The sequence below is a fragment of the Glycomyces artemisiae genome (genome assembly GCF_003002955.1).
GTDB classification, from domain to species: Bacteria; Actinomycetota; Actinomycetes; order Mycobacteriales; family Micromonosporaceae; genus Glycomyces; species Glycomyces artemisiae.
The window spans coordinates 265,042-289,292 of the sequence record NZ_PVTJ01000007.1 but is presented as its reverse complement, the minus strand read 5'-3'; the positions used below and the strand labels follow the sequence as shown (position 1 = coordinate 289,292).

At 72.6% G+C, this 24,251-nt stretch carries 20 protein-coding genes, 1 pseudogene and 1 riboswitch; of the genes and pseudogenes, 11 read left to right on the top strand and 10 right to left on the bottom strand.

Going from position 1 to position 24,251, the window contains the following annotated elements; all coding sequences use genetic code 11:
• Nucleotides 1-316 precede the first annotated feature (316 nt).
• Complete coding sequence (locus B0I28_RS18950; protein ID WP_106365402.1) at nt 317-1,243, top strand: DMT family transporter; 927 nt, start codon at nt 317-319, stop codon at nt 1,241-1,243.
• 10 nt (nt 1,244-1,253) lie between these two features.
• Here B0I28_RS18950 and B0I28_RS18945 read toward each other — a convergent pair whose 3' ends face one another.
• Entirely contained in the window at nt 1,254-1,808 is a 555-nt protein-coding gene (locus B0I28_RS18945) for a hypothetical protein (protein WP_106365401.1), read from the bottom strand.
• A 133-nt stretch (nt 1,809-1,941) separates the two neighbouring features.
• On the opposite strand from B0I28_RS18945, the gene B0I28_RS18940 reads away from it, so the two are divergent.
• Together B0I28_RS18940 and B0I28_RS18935 are read left to right on the top strand one after the other, a co-directional pair.
• Entirely contained in the window at nt 1,942-2,727 is a 786-nt protein-coding gene (locus tag B0I28_RS18940; RefSeq protein ID WP_106365400.1) for an SGNH/GDSL hydrolase family protein, read from the top strand.
• A 153-nt stretch (nt 2,728-2,880) separates the two neighbouring features.
• Nucleotides 2,881-3,663, top strand: a complete 783-nt coding sequence (locus tag B0I28_RS18935; protein ID WP_106365399.1) for an SGNH/GDSL hydrolase family protein — start codon at nt 2,881-2,883, stop codon at nt 3,661-3,663.
• 104 nt (nt 3,664-3,767) lie between these two features.
• On the opposite strand, the gene B0I28_RS28305 is transcribed toward B0I28_RS18935, so the two are convergent.
• Entirely contained in the window at nt 3,768-5,882 is a 2,115-nt protein-coding gene (locus B0I28_RS28305) for a RecQ family ATP-dependent DNA helicase (RefSeq protein WP_106365398.1), read from the bottom strand.
• 56 nt (nt 5,883-5,938) lie between these two features.
• Here B0I28_RS28305 and B0I28_RS18925 point away from each other — a divergent pair, with 56 nt between their 5' ends.
• Nucleotides 5,939-6,547, top strand: a complete 609-nt coding sequence (locus tag B0I28_RS18925) for a DUF1349 domain-containing protein (RefSeq protein ID WP_106365397.1) — start codon at nt 5,939-5,941, stop codon at nt 6,545-6,547.
• 249 nt (nt 6,548-6,796) lie between these two features.
• Here the strand turns inward: B0I28_RS18925 and B0I28_RS18920 are convergent, their stop codons facing one another.
• On the bottom strand, nt 6,797-7,168 hold the full coding sequence (locus tag B0I28_RS18920) for an MGMT family protein (protein WP_181245859.1): 372 nt from the start codon (nt 7,166-7,168) through the stop codon (nt 6,797-6,799).
• Between the two features lie 214 nt (nt 7,169-7,382).
• Nucleotides 7,383-7,485, top strand: a riboswitch (TPP riboswitch).
• A 36-nt stretch (nt 7,486-7,521) separates the two neighbouring features.
• Here B0I28_RS18920 and B0I28_RS28300 point away from each other — a divergent pair.
• The 4 genes from B0I28_RS28300 to B0I28_RS18900 are packed head-to-tail and all read left to right on the top strand — an operon-like array spanning nt 7,522 to nt 11,015.
• Complete coding sequence (locus B0I28_RS28300) at nt 7,522-8,124, top strand: ECF transporter S component (RefSeq protein WP_106365395.1); 603 nt, start codon at nt 7,522-7,524, stop codon at nt 8,122-8,124.
• A 1-nt stretch (nt 8,125) separates the two neighbouring features.
• A complete protein-coding gene (locus tag B0I28_RS18910) occupies nt 8,126-9,556 on the top strand; it encodes an ABC transporter ATP-binding protein (RefSeq protein WP_106365394.1) in 1,431 nt (476 codons plus the stop codon).
• Nucleotides 9,550-10,341, top strand: coding sequence for an energy-coupling factor transporter transmembrane component T family protein (locus B0I28_RS18905; protein ID WP_106365393.1), 792 nt, complete (start codon nt 9,550-9,552; stop codon nt 10,339-10,341). The genes B0I28_RS18910 and B0I28_RS18905 overlap by 7 nt, the downstream gene beginning before the upstream one ends.
• Before the next feature lie 53 nt (nt 10,342-10,394).
• Nucleotides 10,395-11,015: an MBL fold metallo-hydrolase gene (locus B0I28_RS18900; RefSeq protein WP_106365487.1), complete on the top strand. Its 621-nt coding sequence runs from the start codon at nt 10,395-10,397 to the stop codon at nt 11,013-11,015.
• Nucleotides 11,016-11,185: 170 nt separating this feature from the next.
• On the opposite strand, the gene B0I28_RS18895 is transcribed toward B0I28_RS18900, so the two are convergent.
• Nucleotides 11,186-13,024, bottom strand: a complete 1,839-nt coding sequence (locus B0I28_RS18895) for an ABC transporter ATP-binding protein (RefSeq protein ID WP_106365392.1) — start codon at nt 13,022-13,024, stop codon at nt 11,186-11,188.
• Between the two features lie 2 nt (nt 13,025-13,026).
• Nucleotides 13,027-14,835, bottom strand: coding sequence for an ABC transporter ATP-binding protein (locus B0I28_RS18890; protein ID WP_106365391.1), 1,809 nt, complete (start codon nt 14,833-14,835; stop codon nt 13,027-13,029).
• Between the two features lie 93 nt (nt 14,836-14,928).
• Here B0I28_RS18890 and B0I28_RS18885 point away from each other — a divergent pair, with 93 nt between their 5' ends.
• The gene (locus B0I28_RS18885; protein WP_106365390.1) at nt 14,929-15,732 is read left to right on the top strand and encodes a TetR/AcrR family transcriptional regulator; all 804 of its coding nucleotides are present in this window, start codon (nt 14,929-14,931) and stop codon (nt 15,730-15,732) included.
• 63 nt (nt 15,733-15,795) lie between these two features.
• Nucleotides 15,796-16,416, top strand: coding sequence for a VOC family protein (locus B0I28_RS18880; protein WP_106365389.1), 621 nt, complete (start codon nt 15,796-15,798; stop codon nt 16,414-16,416).
• A 50-nt stretch (nt 16,417-16,466) separates the two neighbouring features.
• On the opposite strand, the gene B0I28_RS18875 is transcribed toward B0I28_RS18880, so the two are convergent.
• From B0I28_RS18875 to B0I28_RS18865, 3 genes are all read right to left on the bottom strand, one after another.
• Nucleotides 16,467-17,426 (bottom strand): intradiol ring-cleavage dioxygenase, encoded by a 960-nt coding sequence (locus tag B0I28_RS18875; RefSeq protein ID WP_106365388.1) that lies wholly within the window; start codon nt 17,424-17,426, stop codon nt 16,467-16,469.
• Between the two features lie 105 nt (nt 17,427-17,531).
• Entirely contained in the window at nt 17,532-18,347 is an 816-nt protein-coding gene (locus B0I28_RS18870) for a class I SAM-dependent methyltransferase (RefSeq protein ID WP_106365387.1), read from the bottom strand.
• A 40-nt stretch (nt 18,348-18,387) separates the two neighbouring features.
• Complete coding sequence (locus tag B0I28_RS18865; RefSeq protein WP_106365386.1) at nt 18,388-19,041, bottom strand: GNAT family N-acetyltransferase; 654 nt, start codon at nt 19,039-19,041, stop codon at nt 18,388-18,390.
• A gap of 142 nt (nt 19,042-19,183) precedes the next feature.
• Here B0I28_RS18865 and B0I28_RS18860 point away from each other — a divergent pair.
• Nucleotides 19,184-19,791, top strand: a pseudogene (locus B0I28_RS18860) (DNA-3-methyladenine glycosylase I).
• Here B0I28_RS18860 and B0I28_RS18855 read toward each other — a convergent pair.
• The gene (locus tag B0I28_RS18855) at nt 19,751-23,008 is read right to left on the bottom strand and encodes a phosphodiester glycosidase family protein (protein ID WP_106365385.1); all 3,258 of its coding nucleotides are present in this window, start codon (nt 23,006-23,008) and stop codon (nt 19,751-19,753) included. The pseudogene B0I28_RS18860 and the gene B0I28_RS18855 sit on opposite strands and share 41 nt — an antisense overlap.
• A gap of 119 nt (nt 23,009-23,127) precedes the next feature.
• A complete protein-coding gene (locus B0I28_RS18850; RefSeq protein ID WP_146148165.1) occupies nt 23,128-24,249 on the bottom strand; it encodes a low temperature requirement protein A in 1,122 nt (373 codons plus the stop codon).
• Nucleotides 24,250-24,251 lie beyond the last annotated feature (2 nt).

The window sequence follows — 24,251 nt, the reverse complement described above, 5'->3', positions numbered from 1 at the left end:
AGTAAATGGGCCGTTCCCGTCGGGCTGCCGCGCTCCAGCACGGCCGCCTCGTCTCGGTCCGACGGGAGGAGTCCGACCATTGTCCGCCATGATCCGGCCGACCGCATCCGGCCAGGTCCCGGCAGTGCCGCAGGTGTAGATACCGGTTTCCATCCTAGGGTCCTCGACCCAGGCCGCCGCAACAAGGGGGCCCGCGCCCAGTCGATCGACGGATACGGACGTCGGCCGCCGGTGCTACCTTGACGCAGGCGCGAACCGCGCCACGCCCGCACCCGCAGCACACCCCGCCTGCGCCCGTCCGCCGAGGAGCCCGCCCATGAGCGAGCGTTTCAACACCCGCGCCGCACTCGCCGTCGTCGTCACCGTCTTCTGCTGGGCCTCCGCGTTCGTCTCCATCCGCGACGCCGGACAGCACCTCGACGCCGGCCCCCTCGCCCTCGGCCGCGCCGCCACCGCCGCCGTCGTCCTCCTCGCCGTCTGGGCCCTGCGCCGCGAAGGACTCCCCAGCCGCAAGGCCTGGCCCGGCATCGCCACCGCCGGCGTCCTCTGGTTCGGCGTCTACATGGTCGCCCTCAACTGGGGCGAGCAGCTCGTCGACGCCGGCACCGCCGCCCTCATCGTCAACATCGGGCCCATCCTCATGGCCCTCCTCGGCGGTTGGATCCTCAAAGAAGGGTTCCCGCCCCGCCTCTTCCTCGGCATCGCCGTCGCCTTCGCGGGCGTCGCCGTCGTCAGCCTCTCCATGAGCCAGCACGGCACCACCTCCGTCCTCGGCGTCCTCTTGTGCCTCGTCTCCGCGATCGCCTACGCCGTCAGCGTCGTCGTGCAGAAGCCCACCCTCAAGCACTGCACCTCACTCCAGTTCACCGCCTTCGGCAACGCCATCGCCGCGGTCCTGTGCCTCCCCTTCGCCCCGCTCCTGTTCCGCCAGCTCGGCGACGCCCCGGCCTCCGCGACCCTCCACGTCCTCTACCTCGGCCTGTTCCCCACCGCGCTCGCCTTCCTCACCTGGGGCTACGCGCTGCGGTTCACCACCGCCGGAAAGATGGGCGCGACCACGTACGTCGTCCCCGCGATCGTCGTCCTCATGTCCTGGGCGCTCCTCGGCGAGATCCCCACCTGGCTCACCCTCACCGGCGGCGCGCTCGCCCTTGTCGGCGTCGCCATCTCCCGCTCCGGCGGCCGCGCGGACAAGAAGGCCGCGCCGCCCGCCGCACCCGCCGAAGAGGTCACGACCACCTAGAGGCCCTTCCCTACTCGAACCGCTCCGCCAAGCGGCCGAGGCGCTCCCTCCAAGCCGCCTTGGCCGCCGCGGCCGCCTCCGCCGACGCCAGCTTCGCGACCTCCACCTGCACCGCCGTCCGGTCGCCCTTCGCCGTCAGATTGGCGTGCACCCGGCTCCCGTCCGACGCGTCGAACCGCACCGACTTCGGCGGCGACGCGCTCCGCTGCGTCAACTCCACGTCCCCCAGCCACACCGCCTGCGCCTCCGGGTCCGCCAACTGCTCGAACGCCGCCCCGATCGGGCCCGCCACGGTCTTCGACGCCGACGCGCTGAACGTCCCGTCCGGCCGCTGCCCCGGCTCCCGCAGCCCCCGCTCCTGCTCGTACCCCACGGTGATCGACTGCGCCCACCACCCGTCGATCTCGAACTCGCCCACCAGGAGCCGCGCGATCGCCGCATGCTCCAGGTCCGCCGCGCCCCGCTCGTCGAGCAGCCGCAGCCACGTCTGCCAGTCCGCGCCCGTCGCCTCGATCAGGGCCTGGTCGGACATCGAATCCCGCCGCCGCGCCGTCGAATCACCCATGCGCCCAGCCTAAAACCGACCGCGCCCACAGACGCCCGAAAACGTGATTCCTCCGCATAACAAGGGTTCCGTCCCTATTCGCGAATGAAGGGCAATAAAGTTCCGTCCCATACCGACTCGGAACGGAGCCCGAATGAACCCTGCGCGCCTCGCGGCCGCGGCGCTGGCCGCCACCGCCGCCCTCGTCCTCCTCCCGGCCGCCGCCCAGGCCGAGCCCTGGCCCGCCGACTATGCGGCCCTCGGCGACTCGTACTCCTCCGGGACCGGCGCGGGGGACTACTTCGACGAGGAGTGCCTGCGCTCCGACCTCGCCTACCCGCGGCTGCTCGCCAACGGCGTCGGCGCGGACCTCCGGTTCGCGGCGTGCTCGGGCGCGACGGCCGCCGACCTCCTCGCCGAGCAGCTCGGCGCGCTCGACGCCGGGACCGACCTCGTCACGGTCACCATCGGCGGCAACGACATCGGCTGGACCGAGGCCGTCGCCGCGTGCCTGACGCCGCTCATGGACTGCACCGGCAAGATCGAGGCCTCCGAGACGCTCATGCGCGGCGAGCTGCCGGGCCTGCTCGACGGCGTCTACGGCGCCATCGCCGACCGCGCCCCGCGCGCCGAGGTCCTCGTGCTGGGCTACCCGCGGCTGTTCAACGCGCGCACCACGTGCGGCGCGCTCCACCAGCCGTCGGTCGCCGAGCAGGCCCGGATGAACGAGGCCGCCGACGTCCTCGCCGACGTGCTCGGCGCCGCCGCCGCGGACCACGGGTTCACCTACGTCGACGTGCGCGAGTCCTTCGCCGACCACGCCGTCTGCGACGACGTGCCCTACCTGCACGGCCTGCGCTACCCGGCCGCGGAGTCGTTCCACCCCAACGCCCTCGGCCACGCCAACGGCTACTACCCGGCCGTCGCCAGGGCCCTGTGAGCGAGCGGCGGGGCGGTTCGCCCGCCCCGCCGCACCCACCGCTAGAACGATAAGTGTAAATTTCCCGATTTGTTGGCGTCCGAGGGTTCCCCGCAAGTTACCGGCGAGTTCACAATATGGGCACGTCTTCCCCCGACTCGCGAAGGACCTCCCATGGACCGACTCAGACGATCAACGGTGACCGTCGCCGCCGCCCTCGCCGCCCTCCTCATCGCCCCCGCCGCCGCGGCGCAGGCGCAGCAGACCGAGTACGTGGCCCTCGGCGACTCCTACTCCTCCGGCTCGGGCGCCGGGCCCTACACCGACGCGGCCTGCCAGCGCTCGAACAAGGCCCATCCCGCGCTCCTCGCCGCCGACCTCGGCGCCGAGTTCACCTTCGTCGCCTGCGGCGGCGCCACCACCGACGACGTGCTCGCGAACCAGGTCCAGGCCCTCGACTCAGGGACCGACCTCGTCACGATCGGCATCGGCGGCAACGACATCGGCTGGACCGACGCCGTCATCGCGTGCATCACCCCATTCAAGAACTGCACCCCCGCGATCGAGGAGTCCGAGCGCCGGGCCACCCAGGAGCTCCCCGCGAAGCTCGACGCGGTCTACTCGGAGATCGAGTCGCGCGCCCCCGACGCGGAAGTGCTCGTCACCGGCTACCCGCGGCTGTTCGCCGCCCGCAACACCTGCGACGCGCTCGGCTCCATCAGCATCGCCGAGCAGGCCCGCATGAACCAGGGCGCCGACCTGCTCTCGGGGGTCATCCAGGCCGCCGCCGAGGACCACGGGTTCACCTATGTGGACGTGCGCGACGAGTTCACCGGCCACGAGATCTGCTCGCGCACACCGTGGCTGCACGGGTTCACGATCCTCGACGTCCCCTACCACCCGAACGCCGCCGGGCACGCCTCCGGCTACTACCCGGCGCTCCTCGGCGCACTCTAGAGGCGCCTCCTGGAACCGGCGCCTCCCGGACCGCGCCTCCCCGAACCTGTCTCCTCCTCCGAAAAAGCGGGCCCGGACGCTTCGGCGTCCGGGCCCGCGATCGTCTACGCCTGCAACGCGAGCGCCAGCGGATGCACGGCCGCCGCGCCCGCCTCCCGCAGCCGCATCGCCGCCACGGTCGCCGTCCACCCGGAGTCGCGCACGTCGTCGACGAGCAGGATGCTCGCCGCCGGGACCGGGAAGTCCACGGTGAACGCGTCGAGCACCTGGTGCAGCCGCTGCGCGCTGTTCGCGCGGTGCTGCCCGGACATCGCGCCCGGCGTGCGGCCCAGCGCCCCGAGGTACTCCATGCGGCCCAGCTTCGCGATCCGCTCCGCGAGCCCGTTCACCAGGCGCGGGCGCGACAGCGACCCGGTCGAGACGACCGCGGAGGGCCGGTCGGCCCAGTCCCACGCGGCGAGGACCTTGACGACCGCGCCGAACACGTCGTCGGGCACGTCCCGGTCCGCGCCGTCGCCCAGCAGCGCCCGCAGCGGCCCGCCCCAGCCGATGTCCGACAGCCGCGCGAGCGCCCGTCCCGGCTCGGCCCCCACCTCCGGCGCGATTTTCCCCTTCAGGTCGACCCCCATCGCCTGCATCCCCGTGGGCCACATGCGCTTCGGCTCCACCGCGACACCGGGCTTCGACAGTGCCGCCGCCGCGCCCTCGGCGGCCTCCGACGACACCGCCGCGGTCGCGCGCTCGCCCGTGCAGTTGTCGCACCGCCCGCACGGCGCGGCCTCCGCGTCGTCCAGCTCGGTCCGCAGGAACTCCAGGCGGCACCGGTCGGTGGCCTCGTACGCGAGCATCCGCTGCTGCTCGTGGCGCCGCGCGGCGGCGACCTTCGCGTACCGCTCGCCGTCGTAGGTCCACGGCATGCCCGTGGCCTCCCAGCCGCCCTTGACGCGCCGCACCGCCCCGTCCACGTCGAGGACCTTGAGCATCATCTCCAGCCTGGTGCGCCGCAGGTCGACCCGCGTCTCCAGGGCCGCAGTGGACAGCGCCCGGCCCTCCGCTTCGAGCACGTCGAGCGTGCGCCGGACCGCGTCCTCCGCGGGGAACGACAGCGACCCGAAGTAGTCCCAGATCGCGCGGTCCTCGGCGCCCGGCAGGAGCACCACCTCGGCGCGGTCGCGGGCGCGGCCCGCGCGGCCGATCTGCTGGTAGTACGCCACGGGCGACGACGGCGCTCCCAAGTGGACGACGAACCCGAGGTCGGGCTTGTCGAAGCCCATGCCGAGCGCACTGGTGGCGACGAGCGCCTTGATGCGGTCGTTGAGGAGGTCGTCCTCGCGGGCGAGGCGCTCGGCGTTGTCGGTGCGGCCGGTGTAGGAGGCGACGGCGTGGCCGCGGCTGCCGAGGTAGTCGCTCACTTCCTCGGCTGCGGCGACGGTGAGCGTGTAGACGATCCCGGACCCGGCGAAGCGCGGCAGGGCCTCGTCGAGCCAGGCGAGGCGGTGCGCGTTGTCGGGGAGGTCGGCGACGGCCAGGTGGAGCGACTCGCGGTCGAGGGTGCCGCGCAGCACGAGCGTGGGCGTGCCGGGCCGGTCGAGCTGCTCGGCGATGTCGTCGGAGACGCGGGCGTTCGCGGTCGCGGTGGTCGCCAGGACCGGGACGCGCTCGGGGAGGTCCTCGATGAACGTCGCGATGCGCCGGTAGTCGGGCCGGAAGTCGTGGCCCCAGTCGGAGATGCAGTGGGCCTCGTCGACGACGAGCATTCCGCATCCGGCCGCGAGCTTGGGGAGCTGGTGGTCGCGGAACGCCGGGTTGTTGAGGCGCTCGGGGCTGATGAGGAGCACGTCCACGGCGTCCTCGGCGATGGCCTCGGCGATCGCGTCCCAGTCCTCGGGGTTCGCGGAGTTGATGGTGCGGGCGCGGATGCCCGCGCGCTCGGCGGCCTCGATCTGGTTGCGCATGAGCGCGAGGAGCGGCGAGACGATGACGGTGGGGCCCGCGCCGCGGCGGCGCAGCAGCGCGGTCGAGGTGAAGTAGACCGCGGACTTGCCGAACCCGGTGCGCTGCACGAGGAGCACGCGGCGACCGGGGTCGTCGGGCCCGCCCGTGCAGAGCGATTCGATCGCCCTCCACTGGTCGTCGCGCAGGCGCGCGTGCTCGCCCGCGAGCGCGCGGAGCAGCGCTTCGGCTTCGTCTCTGAGTGTCTCCGTGGTGCTTCCCGCCATGGCCACTGTTCTACAGCACTGGTACGACGGCGGTGGGACCCGCTAGGCTCGGGCCGATGCACATCGACGCACCGATCGAAGTCCCGTGGAAGTCCGGCGCCTGGACGTCGCTGCCGGTGTCGGCCGAGGAGGCCGGGGGGCGGCTGCGGGTGACCGCGGCCGAGGGCAGCGACGCGTGGCGGCACACCGGCTACGGGTTCGTCCACGACAACGAGCACGCGCTCCTGGAGGAGTGGGACCGGGAACGGGCCGTTGAGGTTTCGTTCATCGCCGACTACGACGCGCAGTTCGACCAGGCGGGCCTGATGGTCCGCATCGACGCCGAGCGGTGGATCAAGACCGGCGTCGAGTACGCCGACGGCGCCCTCCAGCTCGGCGCGGTCGTCACCGACGGCCGCTCCGACTGGTCCACCGCGCCGGTCCCCGAATGGGCGGGCCGCGAAGTGACGATGCGCGCCACGCGCTTCGGCGACGCGGTCGTCGTCCGCGCCCGCGCCGCGGGCCCCGACGGCGACCCCGGGCCCTGGCGCCTGGTCCGCCTCGCCCCGCTCGACCCGGGCGCCACCGCCTCGGCGGGCCCGTACTGCGCCGCGCCCTCCCGCGCGGGCCTCACGGTCTCGTTCACCTCGTGGCGCCTCACTGAACCCGACGCCGACCTGCACTGACCCGCGGCCGCTCTGCGCGGCCCGCCGCCTCGCCGGGCGACCGCCATCGCCGCTCCGCGCGATCCGCGTCACCGCATCGGGCCGCCCGCCGCGGCTCCGCGCTTCGTGGCCGCCTGCATGGCACTGCGCAGCCTCGCTCGCCTCGCGGCGAGCGAGGCTCGCGTTTTCGCCTGTGGCGCTTGATGTCGGACCCCTGGGGTACTTTTGCGCCAGGGGTCCCTTAGACCGGGCAAATCATGATTTATCGGGTTATGTCTGGTCTTCTGTGTCGCCGGGTGCCTCGTCGTCCAGTTCGGCGGCGAGGAGCTTGAGGTCGTAGACCGACATGCGCTGCGACTTGTCGGCCCGGCCGCGGGTGTTCACCGTCACGCCGTCCTCGCGGAGGAGGTCGGGGACGTCCTTGCCGGTGCGGCCGTCGGCCCAGCGGAAGCCGTCCGAGACCGTGCCGCCCGCAGTCAGCACCCGGTAGGCCCGGGCCACGTCGCCGTCGCGCATGTACGCCCCGACCTGCCGCGGCCCCGTGCCGATGAGCTCGGCGAGGTCGCCGTACGAGGTCCAGGTGCCGTCCGGCAGCGCTTCGACGACCCGCTTCACCAGGTCCCAATCCTGCTCGCTCGTCATGCCCGCGAGCCTAACGGCCCGCGGCATCGCGTCCGCCGGGACCGCACCCGGCTCCGCCGGGCGGCGCCCCGCGCGGCCCTCCATCCGAGCCCCGCGCGGCCGACCGCCCGCCCCTTCGCGGCCGACCGCCCGCGCTCCGCGCGCCCGGCCCGCCGCGCCCGGGGCCACTGGCCCGACCGCGGCCCGCTACCGGCGGCCCACGTGGTGTTAACGTCGATGCAGACAGGGGAGCCGAATGGCTGAGAGTGCGGAACCGACCGCAGACCCTCACACCTGATCCGGGTAATACCGGCGGAGGAAGTCGTCGTGTGCCGCTGTCGCGCTGTGTACCCATCACTTGAAAGGCAAAGCCCATGCCTGCTGACAGCACCCTCCACGCCCCCGGGCGCTGGCGCACCGTCGACATCCTCACCTGCGCCGTCCTCGCCGTCGCCTTCGGCGTCGTCTTCTGGGCCTGGAACTTCGTCTGGGCCGGCGTCGACCCCGCGCTGACCTTCTTCCCGCCGCTCGCGGGCATCCTCTACGGCGTCTGGCTCATCCCCGCCGTCCTCGCCCCGCTCATCGTCCGCCGCGCCGGCGCCGGCCTGCTCACCGAAGCCCTCGCCGCCACCGTCTCCGCCCTCCTCGGCTCCGTCTGGGGCCTCCTCGTCGTCTACCAGGGCCTCGTGCAGGGCCTCGGCGGCGAACTCGCCTTCGCCGCGGGACGCTACCGCCGCTACGGCACCGCCACCGCCGTCGCCGCGGGCGCCCTCGCCTGCTTCGCCGCCACCCTCTGGGACGTCTTCGTCTACTACCCCACCTACGACCTCTGGGCCTACAAGGTCCCCTACATCGCCTTCGCCATGCTCTCCGGCGCGATCGTCGCCGGGCTCGGCTCCAAGGCCCTCGTCAAGGCCATGCTCCCCACCGGCGTCCTCGACCGCTTCCCCGCCGGGCGCGAACGGGCCCGCATCTGACGTGATCCCCGTCGAGTTCCGCGGCTTTGCCTGGCGCCACGCCGGACGCCGCGCCCAGGCCGTCACGGACGTCGACCTCCGCGTCGAGCCCGGCGAGCGGGTGCTCCTGCTCGGCCCCTCCGGGTCGGGCAAGTCCACCCTGCTCGCCGCGCTCGCCGGCCTCCTCACCGACGACGCGGGCGACCAGGACGGCGACGTCCTCCTCGACGGCAAGCCCGCCGCCGACCAGCGCGGCCGCGTCGGCATCCTCTTCCAGGACCCCGAGACGCAGCTCGTCATGGCCCGCGCCGGAGACGACGTGGCCTTCGGCCTGGAGAACCAGGCCGTCCCCCGCGCCGACATCTGGCCCCGCGTCCACGACGCGCTCCGCGCCGTCGGCTTCCCCTACGGCCCCGACCGCGACACCCACGCCCTCTCCGGCGGCGAGCAGCAGCGCCTGGCCCTCGCCGGGGTCCTCGCCCGCCGCCCCGAGCTGATCCTCCTCGACGAACCCACCGCGAACCTCGACCCCCAAGGCGCCCAAGACGTCCGCGACGCACTCCGCACCGCCCTCGCCGACTCCGGCGCCACGCTCATCGTCGTCGAGCACCGCGTCGCCGACATCCTCGACCTCGTCGACCGCGTCATCGCCCTCGGACCGGGGGGTCGGCTCCTCGCCGACGGGCCCGCCGCCCGCGTCCTCGCCGAGCACGGCGAGACCCTTGCCGCCCAAGGCGTCTGGGTGCCGAACGCCCCGCTTCCCCACCGGCCGCCGGGCACGCCCGGCGGTCTCGCGCTGCGCGCCGACGACCTCGCGCTCACCCACCCCGGCGCCTCGCAGCCCGCCCTCGACGGCGTCTCCTTCGACCTCCGCGCAGGCGAACTCCTCGCCGTCACCGGCCCCAACGGCGCCGGGAAGTCCACCCTTGCGCTCCTCGCCGGGGGCCTCGCCCGCCCCGACCGCGGCGCCGCCACCGTTCCTGGGGAGCGGCGGCCCCTCCACCGCCTGCCCGCGCGGCGCCTCGCAGTCCGCGTCGGCTCGGTCTTCCAGGACCCCGAGCACCAGTTCGTCGCCCCCACCGTCCGCGACGAACTCGCCTTCGGCCCCAAGCAGGCCGGATGGCCCGCCGACCGCATCGACGCCCGCGTCTCAGAACTCCTCGAACGCCTGCGCCTCGCGCCCCTCGCCGCCGCCAACCCCCACACGCTCTCCGGCGGCGAGGCCCGCCGCCTCTCCGTCGCCTCCGCGCTGGCCGCCGCGCCCGGCGTGCTCCTGCTCGACGAGCCCACGTTCGGCCAGGACCGCCGCACCTGGGGCGAGCTCGTCGACCTCACCGCCGGCATCCGCGACGAGGGCACCGCCCTCCTCGCCGTCACCCATGACCGCGACTTCGCCGCGGCCCTCGGCGCCCGCGAACTCGTCCTCAAGGACGGCAGGGAGGCCCCGTGCTGACCCTCGCTCCCGTCTGCGGCCCCGAAGCGCCCATCGCGCGCGCCAACCCCGTCGCGAAACTCGCCGCCGTCGCCCTCCTCACCACCGTCGCGCTCGTCGCGGCCGACTGGCTCACCCCGCTGCTGCTCCTCGCGTTCGTGGCGGCGGTCCTGCCGTTCACCGGCATCCGCCCCGGCCCGCTCGCGGTGCGGCTGCGCTGGCTGTGGGCCGCGGCGGGCACCGTCGTGCTCGTGAACGCGATCTTCGCGGCCGAGCAGACCGGCCGCATCCTGGTCGCGCTCGGGCCCGTCGAGATCAGTACCGGGGCGCTCCTGGACGGCACCGCGATCGGGCTGCGCGTGTGCGTCGCCGCCACCGCGGGCGTCCTCGTGTTCGCGACCACCGACCCCACCGACCTCGCCGACGCCCTCACCCAGCAGCTCAAGGCCCCGGCCCGGTTCACGATCGGGTCGCTCGCGGCCCTGCGGCTCCTGCCGCTTCTCGCCGCCGAATGGCGCCAGATCACCACGGCCCGCCGCGCCCGCGGCCTCGAAGGCGGCTGGAACCCGCTGCGGCGCACCAGGCTGTTCGCCTCCACGATGTTCGCGCTCCTCGTCGGCGCGATCCGCCGCGCGGGGCGCCTCGCCGCCGCCATGGACGCCCGCGGCTTCGACACCGAGATCCCCCGCACCCACGCCCGCGAGCAGCGGATGCGCCCCGCAGACTGGGCCCTCATCGGCCTCGCCGCCGCGGCCGGGGCCGCGGCGGTCGCCGTCAGCGCCGCCACCGGCACGTTCACCGTCTAGCCCTTTGCCGGAACGGCCCGCCGCGGCCCGGTCCCGAGTCCTACTGTGTGACCATGCGACTCACCAAGTTCGGCCACTCCTGCGTCAGGCTCGACACCGGCCAGGGCTTCATCGTCATCGACCCGGGCGCCTACTCCGACCCGGCGGCCCTCGACGGCGCCGACGCCGTCTTCATCACCCACGAGCACGCCGACCACGTCGACGAGGCCCGCCTCCGCGACTTCCACGCCGCCCGCCCCGACGTCCCCGTCTTCGGACCCGAAGCGCTCGCCGCGACCCTGGGGGACCTGACATTCACGTGCGTCAGCCCGGGCGACGCGATCCCCGTGGCGGGCACCGAGGTCAAGGTCTTCGGCGGGCGTCATGCGGTCATCCACCCGGACCTCCCGCTCGTCGCGAACGTCTGCTACCTCGTCGACGGCGTGTACCACCCGGGCGACTCGCTCACCGTCCCCGACATGCCCGTGCGGACCCTCCTCGTCCCGGTCGCCGCGCCCTGGCTCAAGCTCTCCGAGGCGATCGACTTCGCCCGCGCCGTCGACGCCCCCGCCGTCCACCCCATCCACGACGCGATCCTCAGCGACATCGGCCTGGGCCTGCCCGACCGACTCTTCCCGCTCCTCGTCGGCGGCTCGTACCGCCGCATCGCGAACGGCGAGACCGCGACCGTCTGACCCGTGACCACATAGGATATATCCTATAGGATATAGGATTCCGTGGCTGAATCGTACATCCTATAGGATATAGGGTTTCCCGGCCGTGGACGCGCAGCGGCGCCCGGAGCCTCCAGGCTCCGGGCGCCGCTGTCATTCGGGCCCTGGTTTCCCTTGCAGTGCACCGAGTCCTATGCGCGGGCCGGCGTCGCGACGACGTCCTCCTCCTCGACCGCGGGCTGCGCGAACTGGGCCTCGTAGAGCCGCGCGTACGCGCCGCCCGAGGCGAGCAGCTTCTCGTGCGGGCCCTGCTCGACCACCGTGCCGTGCTCCATCACCACGATCACGTCGGCGTCGCGGATCGTCGACAGCCGGTGCGCGATCACGAAGCTCGTGCGCCCCTGCCGCAGCGCCACCATGCCCTGCTGCACGAGCATCTCGGTGCGGGTGTCCACCGAGGACGTCGCCTCGTCGAGGATCAGGATCGACGGGTCGATCAGGAACGCCCGCGCGATCGTCACGAGCTGCCGTTCGCCCGCGCTGAGCCCGCCCTCGTCGGCGCCCACGATCGTGTCGTAGCCGTCGGGGAGCGTCCGGATGAAGTGGTCGGCGTGCGCCGCCTGCGCGGCCCGCTCGACCTCCTCGCGGGTCGCCTCGGGCCTGCCGTAGGCGATGTTCTCCGCGATCGTCCCCTCGAACAGCCACGTGTCCTGGAGGACCATGCCGATCCGCCGCCGCAGCCGCTCCCGCTCCACCGTGGACACGTCGACGCCGTCGACGGTGATCCGGCCCGCGTCCAGGTCGTAGAAGCGCATCAGCAGGTTCACGAGCGTGGTCTTCCCCGCGCCCGTCGGCCCCACGATCGCCACCGTCTGCCCCGGCTCGGCCTCCAGCCACAGGTGCTCGATGAGCGGCTCGTCCGGCAGGTACCGGAACGACACGTCCTCGAACGCCACCCGGCCCTCCACCGCCGCCAGCGCGTCCCCCGCGCCCTGCGGCTCCGGGGACTGCTCCTCGGCGTCGAGCAGCTCGAACACCCGCTCGCCGGAGGCGACCGCGGACTGGATCTGCCCGAACATCGCCGCGAGCATGTTCAGCGGGTTCGAGAACTGGTTGGTGTACTGGATGAACGCCTGGATCTGCCCGAAGCTGAGCAGCCCGGCCGCGACCTGGAGGCCGCCGACGACGGCCACGAGCACGTAGGTGACGAGCCCGAGGAACGCCATCGCCGGGCCGAGCAGCGCCGAGACCCACTGGGCCCGCACGGTGTTCTCGTACAGGTCGTCGTTGTACCGCTTGAACACGGCTGCGCCCTCGGCGCGGCGCCCGAACAGGGTCACCAGCTGGTGGCCGGTGATCATCTCCTCGACGTGCCCGTTGAGCTTCCCGGTGGTGGCCCACTGCTGCACGAACCGCGGCTGGCTGCGCTTGCCGATGAGGCGCGCGGCGAGCACCGTGAGCGGCAGGGTGAGGACGACGACGAGCGTGAGCAGCGGCGAGATGGTGAGCATCATGATCGGCACGCCGATGAGGAACAGCAGGCCCTGCACGACCCGCTGGGTCACCTGGCCGACGGTCTGCGTCAGGTTGTCGATGTCGTTGGTGACGCGGGAGAGGACCTCGCCGCGCGGCCGGGAGTCGAAGTAGGACAGCGGGAGCGCCGCGACCTTCCGGTCGGCCTCCGTGCGGAGGTCGTACGCCATGTACTGGGCCATCTTGGCGATGGTGCGGCCGTTGGAGACCGTGATCCCGAACGTGGCGACGGCGATCGCGACGGCGAGGCCGAGGATCTTCGCGAGGCCTGCGAAGTCGACGTCTCCGGCGGCGGCGCCCGCGATGACGTGGTCGGTGGCGCGGCCGAGGACCGTGGGGACGGCGAGCATCCCGAGGACCATGAGGACGCCGAAGCCGATCACGGAGGTGAGGCGGAGCTTGTCGCGCCACAGGAGCCCGACGATGCGGCGCACGGTGCCGCGGAAGTCGTCGGCCTTCTTCAGGGCCGGGCCGGCGAGCCCGGCGGGTCCGCGCATGGTCACAGCGCCTCCTGAAGGGTGAGTTGGGAGTTGACGATCTCGGCGTACACCGGGTTGTGTTCGAGGAGCTCCTCGTGGGTGCCGGTGCCCACGACGCGGCCGTTGTCGAGGACGACGATGCGGTCGGCGTCGCGGATGGTCGAGACGCGCTGGGCGACGATGACCTGCGCGGCGTCGGCGATGTCGCGGGCGAGCGCGGCGCGCAGGGCCGCGTCGGTGGCGGTGTCGAGCGCGGAGAACGAGTCGTCGAACAGGTAGATCCTGGGGGCGGCGACGATGGTGCGGGCGATGGCGAGGCGCTGGCGCTGTCCGCCGGAGACGGTGGTGCCGCCCTGGCCGAGGAGGGTCTCCAGGCCGTCGGGCATGTCGCGGACGAAGTCGGCGGCCTGCGCGGTTTCGAGTGCGCGCCACAGGGTCTCGTCGTCGGCGTCGGGGTTCCCGTAGCGGAGGTTCGCGGCGATGGTGCCGGAGAACAGGTAGGCGCGCTGGGGGACGAGGCCGACGGTGCGGGCGATGAGGGCCCGGTCCATGCTCCTGACGTCGACGCCGTCGATGCGGACGGCGCCTTCGCCGACGTCGAACAGGCGGGGGATGAGGTTGAGGAGGGTGGTCTTCCCGGCGCCGGTGGAGCCGATGACGGCGGTGGTCTGGCCGGGCCGGGCGACGAGGTCGACGCCGCGGAGGACGGGCTCTTCGGCGCCGGTGTACCGGAAGGTGACGGCGTCGACGTCGAGTTCGCCGCGGCCGGGGAGCTCGCGGACGGCGTCGGCGGGGTCGGTGATGGTCGGCTCGGTGCCGAGGACCTCGCGGATGCGCCCGGCGGCGACCTTCGCGCGCGGGGCCATCATGAACACGCCCATGGACATCATCACGGAGCCGAGGATGAGCCCGGCGTAGGTGAGGAACGCGATGAGGTCGCCGATCTGGAGGCTGCCGTCGGCGATGCGCCCGGCGCCGATCCACACGATGACGATCGAGGTGATGTTGCTGCTGGCCATGGCGGTGGCGCCGAAGAACGCCTGGACGCGGCCGACGCGCAGCGAGGCGTCGGTGAGCTTGTCGTTGGCCTCGTTGAAGCGGTGCTGCTCGTGGTCGTCGCGCACGAACGCGCGGATGACGCGGATGCCGGTGATGTGCTCGCGCATGACCTGGTTGATGCCGTCGATGGAGCGCTGCATGGCGCGTCCGGCGGGGACCATCGAGATGACGATGAAGTAGATGATCAGGGCCATGACGGGGATGGCGGCCAGGAGGATGCCGGTCATGGGGACGTCGAGGGTGAGCGCCAGGGTGAGGCCGCCGATCGCGGTGATCGGGGCGACCATGAACAGGGTGAGCCCCATGACGAGCATGGTGACGACCTGCGTGACGTCGTTGGTGGTGCGGGTGATGAGCGAGGGCGCGCCGAAGCGGTCCATCTCGGTGGTGGAGAAGCGCTGCACCTGGGCGAAGAGGTCGGCGCGGAGGTCGCGGCCGAGGCCCATGGCGGCGCGGGCGCCGAAGTAGACGCCGAACGCGGCGGCGGCGAGCTGGACGACGGTGACGGCGAGCATGAAGCCGCCGTGGCGGAGCACGTAGCCGGTGTCCCCGGCGGCGACGCCGTTGTTGATGAGGTCGGCGTTGAGGGTGGGCACGTAGAGCGACGCGACCGTCTGGACGAGCTGGAAGACGATCGCGAGGGTCAGCGGCCTGCGGTGGGGGCGGAGGTAGTCGGCGAGGAGGCGGAGGATCGAGGCCTCCGGTGCCGCCTCCCCGCCGGCGTCCGGCGCCGGCTTGCGGGGCCGGTCGGCGGGTGGGTTTCCTGTCATGTCGGCGAGCGTAGCACCCGATTTTGACCGGGTACAACTTTTTTCCGGGAAGAATTTTTGGCCGGGTCAAGACTGAACTGGTACAGTGGCGGGATGGAACGACACCGAGGCCTGCGCGAGCGCAAGAAGAACGCCACGTGGGGACTGCTGAAGACCACGGCCCTCCAGATGTTCCTGGAGCGCGGGTACGAGAACGTGTCCGTCGCCGAGATCGCCGCCGCCGCGAACGTGTCGAAGGCCACGGTGTTCAACTACTTCCCGACCAAGGAAGACCTCGTCATCGGCGGCATGCGCCACCACATCGAGGACGCCGCCCGCGTCGTCCGCGAGCGCCCCCGAGGCACCACCCCGCACGCGGTCCTGCGCGACCGCTTCCTGGAGCTGCTGGAACACCGCGCCCCCCAGACCGGCCTCAGCGACAAGCCGATGTTCCTCAAGGTCCAGGAGCTCATCCAGACCACGCCCTCGCTCGTGGTCAGCGCCATGGACTACCGCCGCCGCTCGGGCGCGATGCTCGCCGAGGTCCTCATGGACGAGGGCCACCCGAAGCTCACCTCGCGCCTGGTCTCCTCGCAGCTCCTGCACACCCAGCACATCCTCGTCGAGGCCAACGTCCACCTGATCCTGGAAGGCCGCCCGATCTACGAGGTCGCGGCCATGGCCTACTCCGCCGCGCACCACGCGTTCGGGCTCCTGGAGAACGGCATCGGCGACGTCATGCGCCGCGAGACCGAGCCGCCCGCCGCCGACCCGGCGTTCACGCCCGAAGGCTGCCGCGTCGGCTACGACCCCGGCCAGGGCGAGGCCGAACGGGTCCTCGAACAGGCCGCCGAGCGCGTGCTCGCCGAACCGGGCGACGAGATCCTCGAAGCCCTCGTCGACCCCCGCCGCGCCTGACCGGGCGGTGCGGTTTCGGGACGGCCGTTACGGCTGTGGCGCTTCGTGACTAGACTCCGGCCCATGTCCTCACTCGACCACCTCGTCCTCGCCACGCCCGACCTCGCCGCCACCGTGAACGAAGTCGCCCGCCTGACCGGGACGCGACCCGTCCCCGGCGGCGTCCACCAGGGCCTGGGCACCCGGAACTTCCTGCTCGGCGTCGGCGAGGGGGCCTACCTGGAGATCATCGGACCCGACCCCGAGCAGCCGTCCCCCGACAAGTGGCGGCCCTTCGGCATCGACACCCTCACCGAGGCCCGCCTCGTCACCTGGGCCGTGCGCACCGAGGACATCGACGGCGCGGTCGCCGCCTCCCGCGCCGCCGGGTACGACCCCGGCGAGCCGTGGGAGATGACCCGCCGGACCCCCGAAGGCGCCGACCTCGCGTGGCGCCTCACCCTCGACAAGGAGGGCCGCCACCGCGGCCCCGTCCCGTTCCTCATCGACTGGGGGAGCACCCCGCACCCCGCCGCCGACCTGCCGATTGTCCCGCTCGTGAGCATCGAGGCCGTGCACCCGCACCCCGAGCGCGTCGAGCCGCACATCGAGGCCGTCGGCGCGAAGCTCCCCATGAAGGCCGCCAACCGCGGCGCGCTGGCCGCGACCCTCTTCGGCGAGGCCGGGCTCGTCGTCCTCATCTGAGACGTGCCGAAGGCCCGCGACCGTTGCGGTCACGGGCCTTTCCCCTGCTCCTAGCTGTCGCTCGTTGACTCTTCGCTTCCGGGCGGGGTCCCGCCGGGGCCGCCCTCGCCGCCTCCGCCGCCGGACGGGGCCGCGCCGCCGCCGCCCGCCTCCGTGGACGTGTCGATGCCCACGGGAAGTGTGAACACGAACCCGCCGTCCACGTCGCCGGAGACGGACGGGAGCTGCGAGGCGCCGCTGTCGTCGCTGAAGACGTTGTCGGTCTCCAGGGAGACCTTCGAGAGGTTCTCCACGGACTGCTCGTAGCCCTCCTCGGCGTACACGGTGTCGCACGTGTCCTGCGGGAGCGCGATCTGCGACGTGGCGATCGCGTTGGCCGCGTCGGTGATCGAGTCGACGTCTGGGTAGACCTCGAAGTGGATGTGCGGCCACCGGCCGTCGTAGCAGGCCGGGAAGATGCTCGTGAACTTCACGACCCCGTCCGCGTCGGCGACCTGCACGCCCCGCAGGTAGTTCTCGTTCGCGATGGCCTCGGAGTACATCGAGTACTCGCCGTCGCGGTTGCAGTGCCACAGGTACACCGCCGCGCCCTCGAAGCGGGCGTTGTCGTTCGCCATGTCGTAGAGCGTCAGCTCGATGTCGAGCCCCACGCCCTCCGCGGCGGTGGTGCTGTCGCCGAAGCTGGAGCGGATGTCGCTGCGGACCACGCCGCTCTGCTCCAGGATGTCCGGCCCGTTCGACCCGTCGCCGGGGTACGGCCCGGCTGTCTCCTCGGGGATCTCCGTGAGGTCCTCCGCGGAGGCCGCGGTGGTCGTGCCGCTTCCGGAGGAGTCACCGCCGTCCGAGCACGCCGCCAGGCCCAGGGCCGCGGCCCCCGCCCCGGCGAAGAGCACGCCGCGGCGGCTCAAGAGCGTCCCGATGTCGAACTGGAGTCCCTGGTCGACCAGTTCCTCCTCCGGCTTCGCGTACGGGCGGCCCTCGTAGCTCGGCGTCTGCTGCTTCGTCTTCACGGCTTTCCTCCTTGGCGGTTCGTCCTCCACATTCTTCGGGGACGAACCCGGCATCCACTGGACGAAAGGTCAGAGGAGACTCGGAAAACTAGCGCGCGACAGCCGTCACACCCGGGACGCCTTGAGCGAGTACATCAGCGGCGTGCGCGGCTCCCCCTCCGGCCACCGGTAGCGGCCTTCGCGCTGTTCAAGGGGGCCGAGGTGCTGGAACAGCGTCCAGTCGAACTCGTGCACGAACTCGATGCGCAGGCCGTTGTGGGCCAGCGCCGAGACGACCTCGCTCACCGGGTGGGTCCACTGGAAGTTCAGATTGCTCTGAGTTTCGGCGTCGCCGTCGGTGTAGGTGCCGGGCTCGTCGAAGACCATCGGCTCGCCGTCGAGGTAGCCGCGCTCGATGCGCGTGCCCGTCTCCCAGTCGAGGACGTCGACCAGGGGGTGGAACTCGGCGAGGTACAGGAACCCGCCGGGCGCGACCAGGGACGCGGCCACGTCGGCCCAGCGCTCGGCGTCCGGGAGCCAGCAGAGGGCGCCGAGCCCGGTGTAGACGATGTCGAAGGCGCGCCCGCCGAGCGCTTCGCGCGCGTCGTAGACGTCGGCGGCGACGAACGAGGCCCGGTCGTCGAGCTTGAGGTCCTTTGCGAGGCCGCGCGCGACGGCGACGGCCGGTTCGGAGAAGTCGAGGCCCACGACCTCGGCGGCCCCGCGCCGCGCCCACGACAGCGTGTCCTGCCCCATGTGGCACTGGAGGTGGACGAGGCGCTTGCCGTTGACGTCGCCGACCTCCTCGGCCTCGAACGCGTTGACGTCGCCGCCTCCGGCCCGGAAGCCGTCCTGGTCGTAGAAGCGGCTGGCGGCGTGGATCGGGACGCGCTCGTCCCACATGGCCCGGTTGGCGTCGCGCCAGGCGGATTCGGTGGTCATGCGGCCACTCTCGCAGCGGTCCGCATGACCGGCAAGCGATTTACGCCGCTTTGGAGCGGGCGCCGGGGAAGTCGGAGACGAACGTCCAGCCGAGGTGCTCGTACAGGGCGCGGCCCTCGTCGCTGGCGACGAGGAGCCCGTACCGCATGCCGAGCGCGTATGCGTTGAGCGACAGGGCCCGCATGAGGGTCGAGCCGAGGCCGCGGCGCTGGTGGTTCGGGGCGGTGACGACCTTGTCGAACACGCCGAAGTCGCCGTCGCGGCCCAGGCGCGCTGAGGCGGCGTGGTCGCCGTTGGCGTGGAAGGCGCGGGCGACGGTGAGCGGGCCCTCGGTCTCGACGACGAGCCGGTAGTCGGCGGGGACGGTGTACGGGTCCTGCGCGAACACGACGGTCATGAGGTGTCCGCCCTGGTCCATGGTCCAGGTCGCGGGGATGGCGGACTGCAGGAGCGCGTCGGGTCCGGCGATCATGAGCTGGTGGCCGGGGGTGTCGAGCGCGGCGGCGGTCTCGGCGAGGAACTCGGGCGTGTAGGTGTGGTAGACCTTGCGGACCTCGGTGCTGGGCGGGCCGACGGCGACTTCGTAGCCGCCGTCGATCGGCTCGGGCTGGGCGGTGATGCGCGAGTGGGCGCGGCCGCGGCCCCAGGCCATGACCAGTTCGGGGAGGGTGTGGCCGGTGGGATCTGCGTTCACGGGTGCTCCTTCGGGGGACGTGAGGACTCTATTGCAACTATTTTGCAACAAGCCACCGACATGCCGGTCCGCGGGACGTGTCGGACCCGGCGCGTAGGCTCGCGACGGTTCAGGAGGGGGAGCGAAGTTGAGCGATGCGGTGATGTCGGCCGAGGACGGCCTGGCGCGGTGCCCGTGGGGCGTCGCCCCGGAGATCTACCGGGACTACCACGACACCGAGTGGGGCCGCCCGGTGCGCGGCGACGACGCGCTGTTCGAGCGGGTCAGCCTGGAGGCGTTCCAGTCGGGCCTGTCGTGGCTGGTGATCCTGCGCAAGCGCGAGGCGTTCCGGAAGGCGTTCGGCGGCTTCGCGATCGAGAAGGTCGCGAAGTTCACCGAGCAGGACGCGGAGCGGCTGCTCGCCGACGAGGGAATCGTCCGCAACCGCATGAAGATCGAGGCGACCATCGCGAACGCGAAGGCCGCCGCCCGGTTGGACGGCGGCCTCAGCGACCTGGTGTGGTCCTTCGCGCCCGAGCCGCGGGAGCGCCCGAAGGCCCTCGCCGACATCCCCGCGGTCACGCCCGAGTCGACGGCCCTGTCGAAGGCCCTGAAGAAGCAGGGCTTCAAGTTCGTCGGGCCCACCACCGCCTACGCGATGATGCAGGCCGTCGGGATGGTCGACGACCACCTGGCCGACTGCCACGTTCCCGAGAAGGAGGTCAGGCCCTTACCGGATGGCGACGGTGTCGGTGGCGGCGACGCCGTTGACAGTGGCGGTCAGCTCGACCGTGCCGCGGCGCCACGCGGTGAGCTCGCGCGTCTCGGGGTCGAACCACGCGGCGTAGCGCAGCCACGCGAGCGGGCCCGGCCGGTCGCCGATGTACACGTTCGCGCCGGTCCACTCGACGCCCATCGGGTAGACCACCGGGATCGTCGCGCTGCCTTGGGCCAGTTCTGCATCGACGGTCACGGTCCGACCGGGCGCGAGGTCGTCGGCTGCGACCGCGAGCGAGTCGACCTGCGGGCGCACGAGCGCGTTGAGCCACTCGTCGCCACCTCCGACGCCGAACTGGGTCCAGCCGACGAAGCCGCCGTCCTCGGGCGTCGTGGACGGCGCCTTCCCGGAGTTGCCGTTCACCCAGTAGTTCACGCCGTCCACGCGGGACGCGTCGAAGTACCCGGCGTGCGCGCCGATGTAGGCCGCGTCCTTGCCGCTGTCGGCCTCGAACCCGGTGAGCCACTCCTCGACCACCTCGGCTTCGAGCCGGTCGCCGAGCTGCGAGGCCGCCTGCGGGCTCTTGTCGTTCGTCGGCACGTGCGCCACGACCGCCACCGAGTCCACTTCGGGGTCCGCGGCGGCCTCGTCAAGGGCATTGCGCAGCATGAGGATCTGGTCCCAGCCGCCCTTCCCGATGGTCAGGCCGGACGTGTCGAGCGTGATGAACCGCGTGCCGCCGCGGTCGAAGGTCTGGTAGGCGGGCCCGAAGACCGCCGACCAGTCGGCGACGCTGCACCCCATGGCCTCGTGGTTGCCCGGCACGTACACCCAGTCGAGCTCGTCGCCGAGCTCCTCGTCCAGCACCCGTTCGGCCAGGGCCAGGTCGTCGGGCTCGCACTCGTCCACCAGGTCGCCGTTGACGATCACGAACTCCGCGTCAGACGCCTTGATCTCCTGGAGCGTCCGCCGCGCGGACGCGACGATCGCGCTGTCGGGGTTCTCGGCCGTGAACTGCGCGTCGGACATGACCGCGAACGTCCAGTCCGCGCCGTCGAGGTCGGAGGCGACCATCGTGTCGAAGCGCGGCTCCGCGACGGGGATGTCCACATCGGGCGCCGTGTACGCGGTGAGGCCCGAGATGGTGACCGAGCCGTGGTAGGCCGCCGACGGCCGGGTCTCGGCGACGTAGAAGCGGTACACCGACACCGGGTAGTTCGTGCCCTGCGGCACGTCGAACTCGACCCAGGTCCAGCCCGGCTCGGTCAGGTAGTCGCCGCGCAGGACCACGTCGGTCCCGTTGGCGTCCTTCAGTTGCAGCGACGGCCACTCGCCGAGTCCCTCGGCCTCGATCCACATGCCGAACCGCTGCGGCTGCCCGTCCACGGGGATGGGCGCCGGGGGCCGCGCGTAGGCGGCGCGGGTCGCGGTCGACTGCGTGAAGTCGTACGTGAGCGTCAGCCCGGCGTCGCCGTCGTGGCCCTCGCCGGGCGCCATCGAGCCGGTGGCGCGGGCCGTGGAGAAGATCCACTGCGCGCCGTCGCCGAAGTCGCTGACGGCCTGCTCGTCGAGGCCCACGGTGATCGCGAGGGCCGTGGTCTTCCCGGCCACGGTGACCTCGACCGTGCCGGACCCGCCGGCGGCCTCGGCCGCGACGGTGTAGCCGCCGAGCCCGTCCGGCTCGATCGCGAACAGGCCGCCGTCGTACGACAGGTCCACGTCCGCGGGGTCGATCGGGGCGGTGAACCCGTCCGCATCCGTGCCGATGACCTGGAACCCGGTCGTCGTGCCGGCGTCCGGCAGCGACAGCAGCCGCTGCGACGGCGCGATCGCGTCCAGGGCGCCGAGGACGGTCAGCTCGGTCGACCCGGAGGCCCGGCCGTCCTTCGCGGTCACCACGACCTCGCCGGAGCGGCCCCGGGCGTGGAAGACCGCGTCGCCGTCGACCCAGCCGAGGCGGGACGGGTCGGTCTTCCAGCGCGGGTCGGCGTCGGCGGGCCCGTACGCGTCGTCGTGGGCGGCCACCTCCAGCGGCCGGGTGAGGCCGGGGAAGACCCGGTCGTAGTCGGCGCCTTCGACGGCACCGGGGTCGAACGGGGCCTGCGGGGCGACCGCGAAGCCGTCGACCTCGCCGTCGCCGTCGGGGACGGTGAACGCGAGCGCGTTGCCCACGGACCGCTCCGAGCCGTCAGAAGGACTGTTGACGGTGACGAGGTCCTCGGTGCCGGGCGCGCGGGCGATGAGGGTGGAGGAGCCGCCGCCGTCGAGGTTGAGGGCGCTGTACGCGCCCATGGCGAGGAGCTGCTCGGCGGTCTCGCGGAGCGTGTAGCCACCGCTCGCCGCCTGCCGTCCGTCCACAGTGAGCACATACAGTTCGGTGCCGTCCTCGGAGACGCCGACCGCGGTGCGCGGGTGGCGGGCCTGGTCGGTCTGGTTCACGAGCTCCCCGTCGGTGATGAGGAGCTGGTTGCCCGCGACCGCGGTCTGCGGGAGGTCCCCTTCGGTCTCGGCGGCGTACTCGACCGCGACGGCGTCGCCGACCTGGAGCGCTGCCAGTGCCGCGGCGCCGGTCTCGCGGCCGACCAGCGTCAGCGCGCCGTCGGCGATGGGCCCGGCCTCCGGGGCGTCGGTGACCGCGGTGACGGTCCCGTCGACCACGGTGACCTCGACGACCGCCGCGCCGTCCGCGACGCGGGCCCGCGAGGCCTCGCCCCAGTGCGCGTCGTACACGCCGATCCCGTTCGCCGGGAGCGCGGTCGTGTTGAGGCCGTGGAGGTCCAGGGTCCCGTCGGGGGTGGTCGCGGTGCCTTCGAAGCCGATGCGCTGCACGGAGGCCGTGCCGTCGGCGTCGAAGGCGATGACGTTGGAGGCCCCGGCCGCGGCGGACTTGACGAGCTCGCCGTCCGCGATGGCGACGCCCTCGGCGCCGCCGGTGTCGTTGATGTCGAAGAAGTCCGCGTTGAACGCGAGCACGACGTCCTCGACGCCGTCGAGCTGCTCGCGGACCGGCTCGGAGGCGGCGACGACACCCGGGTCGAGGTAGCGGGGGACCGCGCCGCCGGTGAGGTCCACGGTGGCCGCGTCGCCGCGGATCCAGCCCTGGTCCTCCCAGCGGTCGAAGGACTCCAGCTCGATGCCGGGGGCGATGGGGCGGCTGTCGCCGTCGACGGGGACGGCGGTGTCCTCCCCGGTCTGGGCGGCGGCGGGCGGCGGGACGAACAGCGCGGCGAGGGCTGCGGCCGCGAGGATCCAGGGAGCGGTGGTGCGCACGGTGGGACCTGGCCTTCGGGGGAGTGCGGGTTACAGAGGACCTCCAGAAGATCCCATGAAAATCCCCTTCATGGGTAGATCAAGTCCCGAAAATTTGTGCCGAATTCTGGATGGCCCCCTCATGCCGCCGAGGTTGCCGTCCGGCGCAGGAAGTAGAGCGCGAGCGCGCCCGTCGAGGCCGCCAGGACGAGGACCGTGAACACCGCCGCGACCTGGGAGCCGAAGGCCGCCACGGCGATCGGGGCCGCGAGGATCGCGAGGCACCACCACGCTCGGTGGGCGGCGGCGCACAGGCCGAGGCACACCGCGAGCGCGCTGCACAGGAGCCAGCGGTGGAGGTCCGGGAGCGGCGCGGTGGCGTGCTCGGCGGCCGTGCCGATGCCGAACGCGACGAGCGTCACCGACACGGCGACGACGAGGTGCGCGGGCAGCAGGAACCGCGGCGCCGTCTGGTTCTCCTCGTCGAACCCGAACCGGAAGTTCAGCCACCACAGTCCGATGAGGAGCCCGAACCCGGCGAGCCCGATGCCGACCTGGGCCCAGCCCCACTCGACCTCGCCGATGGCGGTGACGAGCTGGAGCACGGCCTCGCCGAGGACGATCATGATGAACAGGCCCAGCCGCTCGCCGAGGTGCGAGCCCTGCACGTCCCACAGCTCGAACTCCTGCGTCCCTCGCCTGCTCCGCTCGCTGCGCTCGCGCAGGCGGTCCCGGAACTCCCTCATGCGGTCCTCGTCGTCGCCCACGAGGAGGGCCCCGGCGAGCGTCATCGCCACGCCCAGCGCCCACAGCGCGAGCTTCCACCGCGGGTCGTCGACCCAGAATGCGATGATCCACGGCAGCAGTCCCGCGTTCCGCTGCGCCGCAGACCAGCTCATGACCATGCGGCCCGAGCGCGCGAGGCCCTGCGAGGCGATCCCGGTGGTGTACAGGTACGCGGCGGCGAACACCGCCGAGTGCGCGCCGGTCGCCTCCGGGACGGCCGCGGCCATCACGGCGAGGCCGAGCATGCCCAGCAGCATCGTCCGGGTGCGGGTCCGCTCCGAGGCGACGTTGGCGTACACCGTGAACGAGGTCCAGACCAGCCAGATCGCCGTGTACAGCGTGAAGAACGCCGCCACGTGCAGCCCGCTGGGGTGCACCAGCAGGTGCGTCAACTGGGCGACCGCGGCGACGACGACGAGGTCGAAGAACAGTTCGAGCCAGGTCGCGTGGCGGTCGGAGGTCATCTGTTCGGTCACGA